General features: G+C 66.2%; 14 protein-coding genes. 4 read left to right on the top strand and 10 right to left on the bottom strand.

Going from position 1 to position 18038, the window contains the following annotated elements; genetic code table 11:
* Positions 1-29 precede the first annotated feature (29 nt).
* The 8 genes from ACIPK7_RS11420 to ACIPK7_RS11385 form a co-directional block, all read right to left on the bottom strand.
* The gene (locus ACIPK7_RS11420) at positions 30-2117 is read right to left on the bottom strand and encodes an acetate--CoA ligase family protein (RefSeq protein WP_401087755.1); all 2088 of its coding nucleotides are present in this window, start codon (positions 2115-2117) and stop codon (positions 30-32) included.
* Between the two features lie 10 nt (positions 2118-2127).
* Positions 2128-3288, bottom strand: coding sequence for an acyl-CoA dehydrogenase family protein (locus ACIPK7_RS11415; protein ID WP_192435499.1), 1161 nt, complete (start codon positions 3286-3288; stop codon positions 2128-2130).
* 17 nt (positions 3289-3305) lie between these two features.
* Positions 3306-4094 carry an enoyl-CoA hydratase/isomerase family protein gene (locus tag ACIPK7_RS11410; protein ID WP_192435500.1) on the bottom strand — a complete coding sequence of 263 codons (789 nt, stop codon included), beginning with the start codon at positions 4092-4094 and terminating at the stop codon, positions 3306-3308.
* A gap of 478 nt (positions 4095-4572) precedes the next feature.
* Positions 4573-6000: an amino acid permease gene (locus ACIPK7_RS11405; protein ID WP_192435501.1), complete on the bottom strand. Its 1428-nt coding sequence runs from the start codon at positions 5998-6000 to the stop codon at positions 4573-4575.
* 314 nt (positions 6001-6314) lie between these two features.
* On the bottom strand, positions 6315-8558 hold the full coding sequence (locus ACIPK7_RS11400; RefSeq protein WP_192435502.1) for an ATP-binding protein: 2244 nt from the start codon (positions 8556-8558) through the stop codon (positions 6315-6317).
* The gene (locus ACIPK7_RS11395) at positions 8555-9328 is read right to left on the bottom strand and encodes a substrate-binding periplasmic protein (RefSeq protein ID WP_401087752.1); all 774 of its coding nucleotides are present in this window, start codon (positions 9326-9328) and stop codon (positions 8555-8557) included. Before ACIPK7_RS11395 ends, ACIPK7_RS11400 begins: the two co-directional genes overlap by 4 nt.
* A 3-nt stretch (positions 9329-9331) precedes the next feature.
* Complete coding sequence (locus tag ACIPK7_RS11390) at positions 9332-10081, bottom strand: response regulator (protein ID WP_401087821.1); 750 nt, start codon at positions 10079-10081, stop codon at positions 9332-9334.
* Positions 10082-10191: 110 nt separating this feature from the next.
* Positions 10192-10839 carry a TetR family transcriptional regulator C-terminal domain-containing protein gene (locus ACIPK7_RS11385; RefSeq protein ID WP_192435504.1) on the bottom strand — a complete coding sequence of 216 codons (648 nt, stop codon included), beginning with the start codon at positions 10837-10839 and terminating at the stop codon, positions 10192-10194.
* Between the two features lie 157 nt (positions 10840-10996).
* Here ACIPK7_RS11385 and ACIPK7_RS11380 point away from each other — a divergent pair, with 157 nt between their 5' ends.
* From ACIPK7_RS11380 to ACIPK7_RS11365, 4 genes are all read left to right on the top strand, one after another.
* Positions 10997-12100: a polyamine ABC transporter substrate-binding protein gene (locus ACIPK7_RS11380; protein ID WP_192435505.1), complete on the top strand. Its 1104-nt coding sequence runs from the start codon at positions 10997-10999 to the stop codon at positions 12098-12100.
* Positions 12101-12192: 92 nt separating this feature from the next.
* On the top strand, positions 12193-13611 hold the full coding sequence (locus tag ACIPK7_RS11375) for an aminotransferase (protein ID WP_192435506.1): 1419 nt from the start codon (positions 12193-12195) through the stop codon (positions 13609-13611).
* A 53-nt stretch (positions 13612-13664) separates the two neighbouring features.
* Positions 13665-14534 carry a helix-turn-helix transcriptional regulator gene (locus ACIPK7_RS11370; RefSeq protein WP_192435507.1) on the top strand — a complete coding sequence of 290 codons (870 nt, stop codon included), beginning with the start codon at positions 13665-13667 and terminating at the stop codon, positions 14532-14534.
* Between the two features lie 134 nt (positions 14535-14668).
* Positions 14669-15679, top strand: a complete 1011-nt coding sequence (locus tag ACIPK7_RS11365; RefSeq protein ID WP_401087749.1) for an alpha/beta fold hydrolase — start codon at positions 14669-14671, stop codon at positions 15677-15679.
* A 326-nt stretch (positions 15680-16005) separates the two neighbouring features.
* On the opposite strand, the gene choV is transcribed toward ACIPK7_RS11365, so the two are convergent.
* Together choV and choW are read right to left on the bottom strand one after the other, a co-directional pair.
* A complete protein-coding gene (choV, locus tag ACIPK7_RS11360) occupies positions 16006-17184 on the bottom strand; it encodes a choline ABC transporter ATP-binding protein (protein WP_045213877.1) in 1179 nt (392 codons plus the stop codon).
* Positions 17185-17189: 5 nt separating this feature from the next.
* Positions 17190-18029, bottom strand: coding sequence for a choline ABC transporter permease subunit (choW, locus tag ACIPK7_RS11355; RefSeq protein ID WP_401087747.1), 840 nt, complete (start codon positions 18027-18029; stop codon positions 17190-17192).
* Between the last annotated feature and the right edge of the window lie 9 nt (positions 18030-18038).

The raw sequence follows: 18038 nt of genomic DNA, 5'->3' as shown, positions 1-18038 counted from the left end.
CGTGTTCTTCCTTCAGGTCCTGCTGCCGATCACTCAGCGGTGCGGATCAGCGCATCCACCGCCACGGCGCCATCGGCGTCCGCCAGCAGCGGGTTCACGTCCAGCTCCAGCAAGGTGTCCACGTGCTCGCAGGCGTAATCGGCGACAGCGCGGATGGCCTCCACCAGCGCCTCCAGGTTCACCGCCGGGCGCCCGCGGAAGCCGGTGAGCAGCGGCGCGCTGCGCAAGCCCAGCAGGGCATCGCGGATCGCCGCGTCGGTGGTCGGCAGCAGCAGGCTGCGGCTGTCCTTGAGCAGCTCCACGAGGATGCCGCCGGCGCCCAGCACCAGCGCCAGGCCGAAGCCGTTCTCGCGTTTGATGCCGACGATCAGCTCGGCCAGCGGCGGATTGGCCATGCGCTCCAGCAGCACCTGGTCGAAGGGCACGCCGGGGGCGTGGCGCGAGATGTTCTCGCGCATGTCGAACAGCGCGGCTTCCAGCGCCGCCTCGTTGCGCAGGTTGAGCGCTACGCCGCCGGCTTCGGTCTTGTGCGGCAGCTGCGCGCTGACCACTTTCAAGGCCAGCGGGAAGCCGACATCGGTGGCCGCTTCGCGGGCCTGGGTCGGCGTGCTCAGGGCGGCGCGCGGCAGCGGCAGGCCGAAGGGCTTCAATGCCTGCTTGGATTGCCACTCGTCCAGCAGTCGGCCTTCACTGTCCAGCGCCTGCGGGCAGAGCGGCACCAGTGCGGCTTCGCCACGGGCCAGCAGCGCGTCGCGACGCTGGTGGTAATGGGCAATGCGGCCCCAGGCTGCGAGGCCGTCTTCCACCCCTTGCAGCGCGGCGACGCCGTGGGCGTGCAGCAGTTCTCGGGCGTGCTTGGGCAGCAACTCCGGCAGCGCGGAGGCGATGAAGCCAACCTTGCCGTGGCGCTCCAGCGCGGCGCAGTAAAGCTCCAGCAGCAGGTCGCACTGCGGGCGCTCACCGGTTTCCTCGCCGGGGTAGTCCAGCACCAGCAACGCTGCATCGGCTTCGGTCTGCAGGGCGCTGTCGAGCATGCGCTCCAGCGCCGGGCCGTCGCCCCAGATGGCGGTGGTGAAATCCAGCGGGTTGGCGATGTTGGCATAGTCCGGCAGTACCTGGGCCAGTTCGGCGCGCTGCGCGTCGACCAGCTTGGGCAGGCTCAGGCCGTTGCGTTCGGCGTAGTCGGCGATCAGCCCGGCGTCGCCACCGGAGCAGGCCAGCGCGGCAAGGCTGGGGCCAGCCGGCAAGTTGCCGCAGGCGGCCGCCTTGAGGGTTTCGATGAAGCTCACCGGGCCGCTGACGCGGATCACCCCGAGGCGATCGAATAGCGCGTCGTACAGCGCGTCGGAGCCGGCCAGGGAGCTGGTGTGGCTGAGCGCGAGCTCGGCACCGATCTCGGAAACGCCGGTCTTCAGGGCGATCACCGGGATGCCTTTCTGCAGCGCCTTGAAGGCGGCGCGAGCGAAGCCGGGGACGTTCTTCAGGCCTTCCAGGTGCAGGCCAATGGCGGTGACGCGCGGCTCGTCGAGCAGCACGTCCATCAGTTCGGCCACGCCCAGCTGTGCCTGGTTGCCCACCGAGGCCATGTAGGCGATCGGCAGCGAGCGGTCGCTCATGGACAGGTTGTAGGCGAAGTTGCCGCTCTGGGTCAGCACCGCCACGCCCTTCTCCACCAGGTGCCCGCCGTGCGCCACCGGCCACAGCGCGGAGCCGTGCAGGTAGTCGAGCAGGCCGTAGCAGTTGGGGCCGAGCAGGGCCATGTCGCCGGCGCTGGCGAGCAGGCGGCGCTGCAGGGCTTCACCCTCGGCGCCGGTCTCGGCGAAACCGGAGGCGTAGCAGATGGCGCCGCCGGCATCCCTGGCGGCCAGCTCGGCGACGGCCTGCAGGGTCAGGTCGCGGTTGGTGGCGACGAACACCGCATCGGGCCCTTCGGGCAGTTCGGCGATACTGCGGACGCAGGGCACGCCTTCGAGTTCGTCATATTGCGGGTTGACCAGCCACATCGCACCAGGGAAGCCGCCTTCGGCGCAGCGCTTGAGGGCGCGCGCCATGCTGCGGCCGCCGATGAAGGCCAGGTGCCGGGGCGCCAGCAGGCGCTGGAGGTTTTCGCGTTTCATCGCCAGTACCTCAGCGCAGCAGCGGCCGCAGCAGTTCGCGGGAAATGATGTGGCGCTGGATTTCCGAGGTGCCTTCCCAGATGCGCTCGATGCGCGCGTTGCGCCAGATGCGTTCCACCGGACCTTCGTCCATCAGGCCCATGCCGCCGAAGATCTGCACGGTCTCGTCGGCGACCTTGCCCAGCACTTCGCTGGCGAACAGCTTGGCCATGCCGGCCTCGCCGTCGGTCATGCTGCCGCGGTCCATCTTCCAGGCGGTGTGCAGGGTCATCAGTTCGGCGGCGCGAATTTGCGTGGCCATGTCGGCGAGCTTGAAGGAGATGCCCTGGTAGCTTCCGATAGCGGCGCCGAACTGCTTGCGGTCGGCGGACCATTGCAGCGCCAGGTCCAGCGCGCGCTGAGCCTGGCCGACGCAGTTGGCGGCGACCATCACGCGGCCGGCGGTGAGCCAGGCGTTGGCCACTTCCCAGCCCTTGTCGACTTCGCCGAGGACCTTGGAAGCCGGCACGCGGCAGTCGTCGAAGAAGATTTCGTAGGTGTGGTAACCCTTGTTGCTCACGCATTTCGGGCCACGGCGCACGGTCATGCCGGCGGTGCCCTTGTCCACCAGGAAGGCGGTCACGGCGTTGCGCTTCTTGCCGTTGCGCTCGAAGGTGTCGGTGACCGCGAAGACGATGGCGAAGTCGGCGTGGCCGGCGTGGCTGATGAAGTGCTTGGAGCCGTTTATCACGAAGTCCTCGCCATCACGCACGGCGCGGGTCTTGATCGAGTTGGCGTCGGAGCCGGCGCCCGGTTCGGTGAGGGCGAAGCAGTCGATCTTCTCGCCCTGCACCACCGGCAGCAGGTAGTCCTGGATCTGCTCGCCCTTGCAGGCCATGAGGATCTTCGAGGGGCGCGCAACGAACACGTGCAGCGCCCAGGAAACCTTGGACAGCTCACGCTCGACCAGCGCCTGGGACAGGTAGTCCAGGCCGCCGCCGCCCACTTCCTCGGGCATGTTGAAGGCATAGAAGCCGGCCGCCAGGGCCTTGCCGCGGATCTGCGCGGCCAGCTCCGGGGACACCGCGTCGGCGCGGTCCACTTCTTCCTCGTAGGGCAGCAGCTCTTTCTCGACGAAAGCCTTGACCGCCTCGACGAGCATTTCCTGTTCCTGGGTCAGTTGGAAGTCCATCACATCACCTGCAGCCGTCAGCGGCCTTTGAATTGGGGGGAACGTTTCTCGGCCACGGCGCGCAGCGCCTCGGCGGCATCATCACTGCGGCCGCAGAGCAGCCCGGCGGCCTGTTCGGCCTCCAGTTGCTGGGCCAGGGTGCGGGCGGCACCGTCGCGCATCAGGCGCTTGGTCTGGGCGAAGGCGAAGGTCGGGCCGGCAGCCAGGCGCGCGGCGAATTCGCCGACCTGGGCCTGCAGCTGATCGTCGGCGACCACTTCGCCGACCAGGCCGGCCTGCAGCGCGCGCTCGGCGTTCCACAGTTCGTCGAGGAACAGCAGGCGCTTGGCCGCTTCGCTGCCGATCAGGCGCGGCAGGTGCCAGCTGGCGCCGGCGTCCGGGCAGTAGGCCATGCCGGTGTAGCCGGCCTTGAAGCGCGCGGAGGCCCCGGCGATGCGGAAGTCGCAGCACAGGGTCAGGTCCATCCCGGCGCCGACGGCGGTGCCGTTGACGGCGGCGATGGTCGGCTTGTCCAGGCCATGCAGGCGGCGCATCAGGGCGTGAGCGGTTTCGGTCCAGCCGTAGGTTTCCAGTTCGCCACGGGCTTCGGCCTCGGCCCATTCGGCGAGATCAGCGCCGGCGCAGAAGCTGCGGCCTTCGGCGCTGAGCACGATGACGCGTACGGCCTCATCGACTTCATAGGCGTCGAGCAGGGCCAGCAGGTTCTTGAGCGTGGGGATGTCGAGCGCGTTGCGCTGCTCGGGGCGGTTCAGGGTGATCCAGGCGATACCGTCCTGGACCCGGCTGAGCGGGGATGGCTGAGTCATGCTGCCCTCGTTCTTGTAGTCGTTTGCTGAGGCGGATGAAGCGTTGGAGTCAATACTAAACAAGTGTTCAGTAAGACGGCAATCCACCCGAAAGGGTGGCTTGTAACGCCCTGCCAATCGACGGGAAGGCCGCGCGGCGCGGGGGCTGAGGGGTTTTGCGGGGAAGTCGCTGCGGGTTTGTTACAACTTCGAACAATCGTTCAGCAAGACACGGGCTGGTGGAATACCTGTAGGACCGAGGGGGCGCCCAGCCCTTGTTCGCGAAAGGATTAGCCGGCGGCTCTGGAGCTGGGCGGGTTCGCGAGCAAGCTCGCTCCTGCGAAGAACCGCGAAGCCAAAGCAAAAGCCCCGCAGTTCGTAGGGCGCATAACCTGGGACAAGTTTTCCGCCGGCCCTGCGGCGGATAACGCTGGCGCGTTATCCGCCCTACAAAAAGCCAAAAGCCCCGCGATGCGGGGCTTCTGCGGAGCGTAAAGGCTCAACCGAGGCTCGGTACCGCCTCGTCGGTCAGTACCTGCCCACGTTTGCGCTTGAGCAGGTAGTAGGCGAGGTAGCAGGCCGCCATGAAGCCGAAGCCCCAGTACAGCGACGGACGCTGGGTCGGGTCCATGGCGAGGAACACGAACAGCGAGCAGCAGATCGCGATGCACGCCAGCGGGATCAGTGGGAAAAGCGGTGCGGCGTACTTCAAGTCGGCCACGGTGCCGCCCTTGGCCATGTGCTCGCGGCGGAAGCGATACTGGGCGTAGGCGATGACGATCCAGGTCACGGTGCCGGCCATCCCGCTCACCGCCATCAGCACCATGAACAGGGTGTCGGCGGCGACCACGCTGGTGAGCAGCGAGAGCAGGGCGAAAGCCAGGCTGATCAGCAGCGCATAGAGCGGCACACCACGGGCGCTGAGTTTGGACAGCTTGCGCGGCGCCATGCCGGTCTTGGACATGGCCCAGAGGATGCGCGTGGACGCGTAAAGGCCGGAGTTACCCACAGACAGGATCGCCGTGAGGATCACGAAGTTCATGATGTCGGCGGCGTAGGGGATACCGACCATGTCGAACACCTGCACGAAGGGGCTTTCCATCAGCCCGGCCTGCTTCCACGGCACGATGCAGGACAGCACGGCAATCGCCAGCACGTAGAAGATCAGCACGCGGAACACCACGTTGCGCACGGCGCGGGGGATGCTCTTCTCCGGCTGGTCGGTCTCGCCGGCGGCGACGCCCATGATCTCGCAGCCCTGGAAGGCGTAGACCACCGTCATCATCACCGCGAACACCGCGGACAGGCCGTTGGGGAACAGGCCGTCGCTGACCAGGTTGGACAGCCCCGGCGCGGCCGCGCCGTCGTTCAGCGGGATGGCGCCGAAGATCACCAGCAGGCCGACGACGATGAAGCCGAGGATGGCCGCGACCTTGATCCCGGAGAACCAGTATTCGGCCTCGCCGAAGGCGCGGGTGGCCAGGGCGTTGAGGGAGAACAGCACGACTACGAAGAAGCCCGACCAGAGCCAGATCGGCACCTCGGGGAACCAGCGGGTCATCAGCATGCCGGCGGCGGTGAACTCCAGGCCGACGGTGGAGGCCCAGCTCATCCAGTAGACCCAGCCGATCATGAACCCGGTGGCCGGGCCAATGAAGCGCGTGGCGTGGGCCTGGAAGGAGCCGGAGACGGGCATCTGCACCGACAGCTCGCCCAGACAGACCATCACCAGGTACATCAGCAGGCCCGCGACCAGGTAGGCGAGGATGGCGCCCATTGGGCCGCCGGAACTGATGGTGACGCCCGAGCCCATGAACAGGCCGGTGCCGATGACGCCGCCCAGGGACAGCATGAAAATGTGGCGGCTCTTGAGCGCGCGGGTGAGCTGGATCTTCTCGCCGCTGCCGGCGTGATGGGACTCAGACATGGCGCACCTCCAGGGAACGGGGGGCGCGGCTGAGCGGAACTCTACGTTGGATCATTATTGTTATCTCCAATCAATCAGAGGCCGTGGCTCGGGCACGGATGCCACCGGATTATTGGAAGGCGATGTAAGGCGGGGTTGTTCGCCAGGATCGAAGTTGTAGAAAGATGTAAGAATTTTGTGCAGGCCGCGTGGGGCGGGGCCTCAGCGCTCCTACAATGTTTGGCGCTCCCTGCTACTCGAGTTCGTAGGGCGCATAACGCGCCAGCGTTATCCGCCGCGGCAGATGGCGGATAACCTGTTCCAGGTTATGCGCCCTACGCCTGAGAACTCCTCAGGAGTTCTGCGGCAACCGCCCTCTCCCGCTCCAACCGCGCCACCCAATCACCGGATAGCGCACCTGTCAGCGCCGCCGCTTCCAGCTCACCCAGGCAATCTCCCAACCCGCGCAAACCCATGGACCGGCAACTGCCCGCCAACCGGTGGGCAAGGCTAGCGGCCTCTACCACATCGTGCTGGCGCAACGCCTCCAGCAGCAGCGGCCATTGCTCGTCGAGCAGCTTCCACAGGCTGGCGAGCAGCTCGTTCAGCTTGTGCTCGCCCAGCAGGCGACGATGGGTATCCAGAACCTGGCGATCCAGTGGGCCGTTATCCACAGCCGCGGGCAGCAGTTCCCAGGCGACACCGGACAGTGCGCGGCGCAGGTCATCCACGCGCAACGGCTTGCCGAGCACGCCCTGCATGCCGGCCTCGAAATAGCGGCGGACCATGCCCGGCTGCACGCTGGCGGTGAAGGCATGGATCGGCGTGGTCGCGTTGAGTCCGCCAGTCTGCGCGCGGATCGCCCGACACAGGTCGAGGCCGGTCATCCCAGGTAGATGCATGTCCAGCAGGATCAGATCGAAGCGCCGCGCGGCGGTGAGCGCCAGCGCGGGTTGCGCATCGTCGGCGAGCTGCACGCGGTGGCCGTCGCGCTCCAGTAAAGCCTGGGCGACTTCGCGGTTGAGGGCGACGTCTTCCACCACCAGCACCTCCAGCGCAGGGACCGGTTCGGCGGCCACGCTGGAGCGCGGTACCACGCCCGGCGCCAGCTCGATTTCGAACCAGAAGGTGCTGCCCTCGCCCTCCAGGCTTTCCACGCCGATCTCTCCACCCATGGCCTCGACCAGCCGCTTGCTGATCGCCAGTCCCAATCCGGTGCCGCCGTAACGCCGCGCCACCTCGTCGCTGGCCTGGGTAAAGCGCTGGAAGATCTTTTCCTGCTGCTCGGCGGAGATGCCGATACCGTCGTCGGTCACGCTGAAACGCAGGCGCTGTCCGGCTCCGTTGTTCTGCAGCACGGCGACCTCCAGCAGCACCTCGCCCTCTTCGGTGAACTTCACTGCGTTTGCCAGCAAGTTGCTCAGCACCTGACGGAGGAACTGCTCGGCGCCTCGGCAGCCGTCCTGCACCTGCGGTTCGACGCGCAGGCGCACGCAGGTGCCGTTGTCCTCGGCGCGCGGCTCCAGCAGGGTAACCACGTCATCGAGCAAGCGGCGCAGGGAGAAGTCCACCGGCTCCGGCTGGCTGGCGCCGTCTTCCAGCTTGGCGAAGTGCAGCACCTCGTTGAGGATCGCCAGCAGCCCTTCGCCAGCGGTGGACAGCGCCTGCAGTCGGCGCTGGTCCTGCTCGCCCAGAGGCGCAGCGCGCAGCAGCTCGGCCATGCCGAGAATGCCGTTGAGCGGCGTGCGGATTTCGTGGCTCATGGTGGCGAGGAAGCGGCTCTTGGCGCGGTTGGCGGCCTCGGCCTCCTCCTTGGCGCGGCGCAGGCTGGCGGTGCGCCGCTCGACCCGACGCTGCAGCTCGTCGCGCTTGCTCTGCAGCGCTTCGCGGTCGGCTTCGCGCCGGCGCAGTTCGGCGCGCAGGGCACGACGCAAACCGTCGAGGGCATCGGCGACGGTGTCGATCTCGTCCTCTTCACCTGAGCGTTTCTTGGCCAGCGCCAGCTCGGTACCCAAATCGCCGCCGGTGAGCCCCCGGACGAAGTCGGCCATTGCGCGCAGGTGGCGGGTGACCAGGCTGTGGAACAGCCAGCTCAGCGCCACCGCCAGGCCACAGAGGAACACGCCCATCCACAGCAGACTGGTCAGCCCGCCGTGGAGCAGGCGCAGGTAGACGGCGCCCAGGTCGATGCTGATCTCCAGCTCGCCCAGGTCACGGCGCTCGCCGTCCGGCGGCTGGAAGGCCAGGGCGTAGTGCTCGACACGGAATGGCCCGCGCTTCTCATCGGCGTCCTGCACCAAGTTGAAGTCGGCGCTGCGCAGGCGCACCTGGGCGATGTCGGGGAAGTCGGCCAGGCCGTGCAACTGTACGTTGAGCTGCTCCTGGTTGAGGTCCCACAGGCTGCGTTCGAAGCTGGCCAGATAGCCGACGCGGATCAGCTCCAGCCGGGTGTCGATGTCGCGCATCTCGCGGCGGTATTCGAAGTACAGCTGCACCGTGCTGGCCAGTACGGTGAAGCACAGGCTGAACAGCAGCACCCGCAGCAGCAGGCGCCGGGCCAGGCCGCCGGGCAGCCTCAACGCGGCACCCCGTCACCGGCAAGCATGGCGCGGTAGTCGCGCTCGCTCTGCTGTAACCAGCGGGCGACGCTGCCGTCGTCTACGCGCTTCTTCAGCAGCGCGTCGATTTCGTCCATCCGCGCCGCCAGCGGCGAATGGCGGGAGACGGCGATGCGCAGGTAATCCACGGTGAGCGGCCGGGGCAGCGCGGCGATGTCCTGGCCGCCGGCCAACTGTTCGACGAACAGGGTGCCGGTGCGCCGCTCATGAGCGATGAAGTCGATGCGCTGACGGATCAGCTTGCCGAAGTTCTGGCGGCTGTCGGAGACCCATTCGACATTGCCGTGCTCGGCGACGAAACGGTCGAACTCCGGCCCGTAGCTCTCGCCGAACAGCAGCCCGCCACGGTACTTGGCGAAGTCGCCGAGCTGGTCGAAACGCACTGGCTTGCGGCGGTTGTAGAAGATCGCGACTTCCTCACGCAGCACCGGCACGCGGGAGAACAGCAGGCCATCGTCGCGCTGCGGGGTCTGGTAGGCGAGCACCACATCGACGCGGCCTTCGGCGGCGTCCAGCAGACAGCGCTTCCAGTTGCCCAGCACCACAGTCTGCACTTCGTAGCCCAGCCCGCCAAGCACACTGCGCACGGTCTGCGGCGCCAGCCCGCGCACTTCGAGGCCGTCGCTCCAGGAAATGGGCGGGTAGACGGGATAGTCGCAGTAGCGGATGGGCTGGGCGGCACAGGCGACGCTGCCGAACAGCACCAGGCACAGCACGGCCAGCCAGCGCATGGCTCAGGCGTCGGCGGGCGGGGCGGTGAACAGGTAGCCGGCGCCGTGGATGGTGATGATCAGTTCGGGCTCGGCCGGGTCGTCGCGCAGTTTGCGGCGCAGGCGGCCAACCAGCACGTCGATGGAGCGGTCGTTGGGCAGCCATTCGCGGTTGCGGATCTGGTCCATCAACTGGTCGCGGCTCAGGGTGTGGCCGGTGTTGCGCAGGAACACGCAGAGCAACTGGAACTCGCCGTGGGTCAGCGGGGTTTCGCTGCCACCGGCGTCGATCAGGCGACGGCGGTCCGGGTCCAGCGTCCAGTGGGCGAAGCGCTTGTGGTTCTGTCGGCTGCCGCCCTGGACAGGCGCGGCGGCGGGCTGCCGGGCGTGGCGCACCCGACGGATCAGGTTCTTCGCGCGGGACACCAGTTCGCGGGGGTTCAGCGGCTTGATCACATAATCATCGGCGCCGCATTCCAGGCCGACGATGCGGTCGATGTCGTCGTTGCGCCCGGTGATCAGGATGATGCCGACCTCCGAGCGCACCCGCAGCTCGCGGGTCAGGGTCAGGCCATCCTTGCCGGGCAGGCGGATATCGAGCATCACCAGGTCGATGGGCTGCTCGGCCTGCTCGGCTTCGGCGAGGCTCGCCTCGGCCTGTTCGGCGGTGCCGGCGCAAAGCACGTCATAGCCTTCCTCGCCGAGATAGGCCTGGAGGAGCTCGCGAATCACCGGATCGTCGTCGACGATCAGTACACGGGAAGTCATCGCAATACCCTGCTGAGGCCGCCGCTCGTGACGGGGCCGTTCTTGTTATGCGTGGAGGTAGAGCTGTAGGAACTGTCCTGCAGATGGCGGCAGGTTACCGCCCGCTGAACAATCGATCAACAGGCTCCCGACGCCCGACAGAAGCGCTGCCGGCCACCGTACTGGAGGCCATCTACCCAGGCTTCGCAGATCTGCACGCCCTGCTCCGGGGTGAAGGTATTGGGGTTCAGACCGGACTCCAGCCACAACCCATCGAGCAAGGCGCTGAGGGCAATCGCGGCCAGTTCCGCGTCGAAATCGGCCCAGTCCTGCTCCTTCGCCAGTTCATTCAGTGCCTGCGTCAGCAGCGCGCGGTACTCACCGTAGGAATGATCGTGCGCCTTGTTGATTTCCTCAGCCGTCTTCACCGCGCCCCAGAACGCCAGCCAGGCATCCAGCAGCTGCGGGTCGAGCAGCTCGGCGGAAAACGACGCACGGAAGAATGCCGACAGCCGCGCGCGGGCATCCGGCGCCGCCTCGGCGATGGCCTCGCGCAGCAGCTGCATGACCCGCCCGGTAACGGTCAGGTAGGCCTCGGCCACCAACTCGTCCTTGCCCGAATAGTGGTGGTTGATCAGCCCCACCGAAACCCCGGCCTCGGCGCAGATCTTGCGTATGGAGGCTCCCTGGAAGCCATGGCGTTTCAGGCACGCGAGGGTGGCCTCGATCAGCAGCGCCTTGCGCTGCTCCGGCTCCAGTCGGGTAAAGCGGACTTCCTCGTTCATGCCTGGCTCCTAAGGTTTCAGGTGGCCAATCTGAACGATTGTTCGATTAGGCGCCAGTACCTACCCGTTCGGGGAATGGCCGGGGAACTGGCCCTGGTCGAGAGTGGCTTCATCCGCGATATCTCCAATCCATAACAAAATCAAAGGTGGGACTGACATGCAGAAAACGCTCGCAGCAGTACTCAGCGCGGCGCTGGCGACCTTGCCGGCACTGGGTCACGGGGAGGATGCCGAAGGCGCGAAGACGCTGCGGCTGTATAACTGGACCGACTACATCGGCGAACACACCATCGCCGACTTCGAGAAGGAAACCGGGATCAAGGTGGTCTACGACACCTTCGATTCCTACGAAACCGTGCAGGGCAAACTGCTGCCCGGCCGCTCGGGCTACGACCTGGTGGTGCTCAACGCCGCCCTGGTGCCGCCGCTGCTCAAGGCGGGCGTGTTCCAGCCGCTGGACAAGTCCAAGCTGCCCAGCTGGAACAACCTCGATGCGGACGTGCTCAAGCACCTGGACCACTACGATCCGGGCGTGAAGTACTCGGCGCCCTACACCTGGGGCAGCAACGGCATCACCTACAACATCGACAAGATCAAGCAGCGCATGCCGGACGCGCCGATCGGCTCGCTGGCGATGCTGTTCGATCCGAAGATCGTGTCGAAATTCGCCGATTGCGGGGTCACCATCATCGACTCCCCCACCGACGTGATCCCGCTGGCCCTGGCCTACCTCAAGCGCGACCCCAACAGCGCGCTGCCCGAGGACCTCAAGGCCGCCCAGGACCTGCTGCAATCGATCCGCCCGTACATCCGCAAGTTCGACTCCACCAGCTACCTGAACGGCCTGGCCAACGGCGACCAGTGCATGGCGATGACCTGGTCCGGCGACTACGCCACCGCCCAGGCCCGCGCCGACGAAGCCGGCGCCAAGGTCAAGCTGGGCTACTTCGTACCCAAGGAAGGCTCGCTGATCTGGTTCGACGACTTCTACATCCCGGCCGACGCGCCGCACGTGGCGAATGCCCACAAGTTCATCGAATACATGCTGCAGCCCAGGGTGGCTGCCGGCGTCGCCGACTACATCCGCTACGCCTCCAGCAACGCCGCCGCCACCCCGCTGCTGGCCGCCGAAGTGCGCAACGACCCGGCGATCTACCCCGACGCCGAGACCCGCGCCCGGCTGTTCACCCAGAAAGTGCAGACCCCCAAGGCGACCCGCCTGATCACCCGCACCTGGAACGCGGTGAAGACCGGGACCTGATGGATCGCCAACCAAACGCCCCGGCCTGAGCGCCGGGGCACGGGGAGAAGGCTCTCCCCCACACGAATAATCGAAACACCGAGGTAAAGCAGATGACCACTCCAACCCCAGCCTTCTTCGCCCAGTTCAACGACGAGCAGCTGGTCGCCGCCGACAAAGCCCACTACATGCACGGCTATCACGTGTTCGACGATCACCGGGTCAACGGTGCGCTGAACATCGCCGCCGGCGAGGGCGCCTACATCTACGACACCAAGGGCAATCGCTACCTGGACGCAGTGGGCGGCATGTGGTGCACGAACATCGGCCTGGGCCGCGCGGAAATGGCCGATGCCATCGCCGAGCAGGTACGCAAACTGGCCTACTCCAACCCCTTCTGCGACATGGCCAACGTCACCGCCATCCAGCTCTGCGAGAAACTCGCCGAACTGGCGCCGGGCGACCTCGACCACGTGTTCCTCACCACTGGCGGCTCCACCGCCGTGGACACCGCCTACCGCCTGATCCAGTACTACCAGAACTGCCGCGGCAAGCATGAGAAGAAGCACATCATCAGCCGCGTCAACGCCTACCACGGCTCGACCTTCCTCACCATGTCGCTGGGTGGCAAGGTCGCCGACCACCCGGCCGAGTTCGACTTCCTCAAGGACGTCATTCACCACATCTCCTGCCCCAACCCCTACCGCGCACCGGAAGGGATGACCGAAACCGACTTCCTCGAATTCCTGGTCAAGGAATTCGAGGACAAGATCCTCGAACTGGGCCAGGACAAGGTGGCCGCCTTCTTTGCCGAGCCGATCATGGGCTCGGGTGGCGTGATCATCCCGCCCAAGGGCTACCACCAGCGTATGTGGCAGGTCTGCCAGCAGTACGACGTGCTCTACGTCGCCGACGAGGTGGTGACCTCCTTCGGCCGCCTCGGCGCCTTCTTCGCCTCCGAGGACGTGTTCGGCATGCAGCCGGACATCATCACCACCGCCAAGGGCCTGACCTCCGGCTACCTGCCGCTGGGCGCGTGCATCTTCTCCGACCGCATCTGGAAGGTGATCGGCGAGGCCGACAAGGGCCGCTGCTTCGCCCACGGCTTCACCTACAGCGGGCACCCGGTGAGCTGCATCTCGGCACTGAAGAACATCGAGATCATCGAGCGCGAGAATCTTCTGGAGCACGTGAAGGACGTCGGCGGCTACCTGGAGCAGCGCCTGCAGGAACTGGCCGACCTGCCGCTGGTGGGCAGCGTGCGTTGCCAGAAGCTGATGGCGTGCGTCGAGTTCGTTGCCGACAAGCGCAGCAAGGTGCTCTTCCCCGAGGAGCTGAACATCGGCGAGAAGATCCACCTGCGCGCCCAGGCCAAGGGCCTGCTGGTGCGGCCGATCGTGCACCTGAACGTGATGTCGCCGCCGTTGACCATCACCCGCGAGCAGGTCGACGAGATCGTCGACACCCTGCGCGAGTCGATCCTCGAAGCCGCCGAAGACCTCAAGCGCAGCGGTGATTACGCGGGGCACTGATGATCGATCCGAGGATTTTGCCTACACCCCGGCAGCCCTTTAGACTGCCGGACATGAGCGAATCCCAGGCGCTGAGCGAAACCTCCGACGCACCCGCCCTGCATGCCTGGCATGCGGGACTGGCGCGCGCACTGGCCAGCGTCGGCGAAGTCGCCTTCGTCGAACGCCTGGCCGACGCCCTGGGCTGCCTGGTGCCGGTGGAGTCGGTGATGCTCGGCCTGGAACAGCGCGGTCAGCCGCCGCAACCGCTGTACCAGCGCGGCGTCCACCCGGACCACCACGAGGCCCTGGTCGACCGCTACTACGCCCGCGGCTACCTGCTCGACCCCTTCTGCCTGGCCATGGAAGACGGCCTCACCGAAGGCTTCTACCCGCTGGCCGACATAGCCCCGGACGATTTCTTCGCCAGCGAGTACTACAAGACCTACTACCTCAAGTTCGGCTGCACCGAGGACTGTCACTTCATCATCGACCTGGGCGAGACGCGCAAGGTCTCGCTGTGCCTGTACCAGGGCGAGAGCGGCGCACGCTTCAGCGAGACCCAGCTGGACCTGCTGGCCACCGCCCTGCCGCTGGTGCGCGAGCTGTTCCGCCAGTTCGAGCGTAATGGCGGGCTGGACCTGCTGCTGGCCGGGCGCGGCGTGAAAGTCAGCGCGCCGGACGCCCAGGCGCCGCTGAACCGGCATATCCGCGCGGCCTTCATGAACTTCGGCGCCGACCTGCTCACCGAGCGCGAACGGGAAATCGCCCACCTGCTGTTGCGCGGCCACTCGGTGAAATCCAGCGCGCGGGTGCTGGATATCTCGCCGGAAACCGTGCGCATGCACCGCAAGCACCTCTACACCAAGCTGGCGATCAACTCCCAGGCGGAGCTGTTCTCGCTGTTCATTGACTGGCTGACCGGAGGCGTGAGCGCGGCCTGACACCCGCTGCTCCCGCACAGCGCACGACGGTAGGGTTTTCGATACCAACCGATGCGGCGAAGCGCCCGGAAATCTGCCAACCTATGGCCTTTCCCGCTGTCTGACCCGTGCCCCACCCCCAGGAGAGCTTCCCGATGCCCCGCCGCTGGCTACCCGCCTTGCTGTTGGCCGCCGCCCTGCCGCTGCACGCCGCCGAATCCAAACCCACCTACGGCCCGGAACTGGAGCGCTTCAACTACTCCTACCCGGTCGGTCACTACAGCTTCGCGTCCCAAGGCCACCACATGCACATGGCCTACATCGACGTGAAGCCCAAGAAGCAGCCCAACGGCCGTACCGTGGTGCTGCTGCACGGCAAGAACTTCTGCGCTGGCACCTGGGAAACCACCATCGCCGCCCTGAGCGACGCCGGTTACCGCGTGGTCGCGCCGGACCAGATCGGCTTCTGTAAGTCCACCAAGCCCGAGCGCTACCAGTACAGCTTCCAGCAGCTGGCGGCCAACACCCACGCGCTGCTCGAGCACCTGAAGATCGGCAAAGTCACCCTGCTGGGCCACTCCACCGGCGGCATGCTCGCCACCCGCTACGCGCTGATGTACCCGCAGCAGGTCGAGCAACTGGCCATGGTCAACCCCATCGGCCTGGAAGACTGGAAGGCCCTGGGCGTGCCCTACCGCACCCCGGACCAGTGGTACGAGCGCGAACTGAAGACGAGTGCCGAAGGCATTCGCCAGTACGAGCAGGCGACCTACTACGCCGGCCAATGGAAACCCGAGTACGACAAGTGGGTGAACATGCTCGCCGGTCTGTTCAACGGCGCCGGTCACGAGCGCGTGGCGTGGAACTCGGCGCTGCTCTACGACATGATCTTCACCCAGCCGGTGGTCTATGAATTCGGCCAGCTGAAGATGCCGACGCTGCTGCTGATCGGCACCAGGGACAACACCGCCATCGGCAAGGACCTGGCCCCGGACGATCTGAAAGCCAAGCTGGGCAACTACGCCGAGCTGGGCAAGGCGACCGCCAAAGCTATCCCCAACGCCACCCTGGTGGAGTTCGACGACATGGGCCACGCGCCGCAGATCCAGGACCCGAAGCGCTTCCACGAGGCGCTGCTCAAGGGTTTGGCGGAGCTCAAGCGCTGATCTGTGCCCAGGGTTGAGCGATCGCGGACGGAGTCCGCTCCTACGTTTCCTTGCAACATCGGTGCAGGGGCTCCCCTCACCCCAGCCCTCTCCCGGAGGGAGAGGGAGCCGTTCGGAGTGACGGGGTTGTGACGAATGCAGCCGGCGAACTCAAAGCTTTCCAAGCGCAGAGGGCGGTCCCCTCTCCCCCTGGGAGAGGGCTAGGGTGAGGGCCAGCCGTGGCACCATGCCAAATCTGCAGGCGTCCTCCTCGCTCCTACAAAAGAGCCCCAACAAAAACGCCGGCCCCCTTCCCAGGGAGCCGGCGTTTTTGTTCAGGCGGGCAATCAGCCCAGGTTCTTGCCCAGCAGCGCGTGGTACAGCTCACTGTCGCCGAGCACGCCGACGACGCGGCTCTGCTCCTGCAACACCAGCTTGTGACCGGTCTGGTAGCGAATCTGCAGCGCGTCGCGCATGCGGATGTTGACGTCCACCAGGGTTGGCTCGTGCTTGAGCTTTTCCACCGGGTCTCCCGGACGCCATTGCTGCAGGTCGATGATGTTGCTGCCCTGGCGAGCGGTCTTGATCTGGTTCGACTCGGTCAGGCCCAGCCAGCAGTCGCGGCCCTGGTCGAAGCACACCTCGTCGGCCTGGCGGCGGCACTGGTCCAGGCCACGCATCAGGCTGGAGCCGCACAGCACGTTGAGCGGGTTGGTGTGGGCGACGAAGGTGCGCACGTAGTCGTCCGCCGGGCTGAGCACGATTTCCTCGGGCTTGCCGTGCTGGATGATGCGGCCGTCCTTCATGATGGCGATGCGCGTACCGATCTTCAGCGCCTCGTCCAGGTCGTGGCTGACGAAGACGATGGTCTTGTGCAGCTGCCGTTGCAGCACCAGCAGTTCATCCTGCAGTTGCTGGCGGATCAGCGGGTCCAGCGCAGAGAAGGGTTCGTCCATCAGCAGGATGTCGCCGTCCATTGCCAGCGCGCGGGCCAGGCCGACGCGCTGCTGCATGCCGCCGGAGAGCGAATCCGGGCGCTTATCGCGCCATTGCGACAGGCCGACCAGTTCGAGCTTCTCGTCGATCACCTTCTTGCGTTCGTTGGCCGGGCGACCCTGCATCTCCAGGCCGAAGCCGATGTTCTCGGCCACGGTCAGCCAAGGCATCAGTGCGAACTTCTGGAACACCATGGCGATGCGCTTGGTGCGCATGGTCTTGAGCGCCGCCGGCGAGCAGTTGGCGATATCCACCTGCTGGCCCTCGTGCTCGATCAGCAGCTTGCCGCGGCTGACCCGGTTGAGGCCGTTGATGCAGCGCAGCAGGCTGGACTTGCCCGAGCCCGACAGGCCCATCATCACGCAGATTTCGCCGCGCTCGACATCCAGGCAGGCATCCTCCACACCCAGCACCTGCCCGGTGCGCTTGAGGATTTCCTCGCGGCCCAGGCCCTGATCCAGCAGCTTGAGCGCCTCCTTGGTGTGGGTGCCGAAAATCACATCCACGTGTTCGAATCGAATCGCCGACATAGTACTTACCTCCCCCGCAGCGAACGTTGCTTGCACACCCGGTCGAGCAGGATGGCGAGCAGGACGATGGCCAGACCGGCCTCGAAGCCGAGGGAAATGTCCGCGGTGTTGAGCGCATTGACCACCGGCTTGCCGAGGCCATCAGCACCCACCAGCGCGGCGATAACCACCATCGACAGCGACAACATGATGCATTGGGTGATCCCCGCGCCGATGCTCGGCATGGCGTGCGGCAGCTCGATGCGCGTCAGCAGTTGCCAGCGCGAGCAACCGAAGGCCTTGCCGGCGTCCATCAGCTCCGCCGGCACGTCCTGGATACCCAGGCACGTGAGGCGAATGGGCGCGGCGATGGCGAAGATCACCGTGGAGATCAGACCCGGAACCACACCCAGGCCAAACAGGGTCAGGGTGGGGATCAGGTACACGAAGGTGGGCACCGTCTGCATCAGGTCCAGCAGCGGCCTCAGCCCGGTGTAGAACCAGGGCTTGTGCGCCGCCAGGATGCCCAGCGGCACCCCGACGGCAATACACACCACCGTGGCGAAGATCACCTGCGCCAGGGTCTCCATGGTTTCCTGCCAGTACCCCAGATTGAGGATCAGCAACAGCGAAGCCAGGGCGAAAGCAGCTAGCCCCCAACTGCGCTGGATGTAGAACACCAGGAAGACCATCAGCGCGATCAGCGCCAGCGGGTTGAACCAGAGCAGGCTGTTGGTGACGCCATGGATGAGGAACTCAAGGGTGTCGGAAATCTTGTCGAACACCGAAGCGCCGTGTTGCGTGAGCCAGTCGACGAAGGCGGCGATATGCTCGCCCAGCGGTAGCTTGTGGTCAGTCAGAAACATAATGCGGGC

The organism is Pseudomonas sp. NPDC086581, assembly GCF_044746165.1.
Taxonomy (GTDB): Bacteria; Pseudomonadota; Gammaproteobacteria; order Pseudomonadales; family Pseudomonadaceae; genus Pseudomonas.
This window is presented reverse-complemented; position numbering and strand designations above follow the sequence as displayed.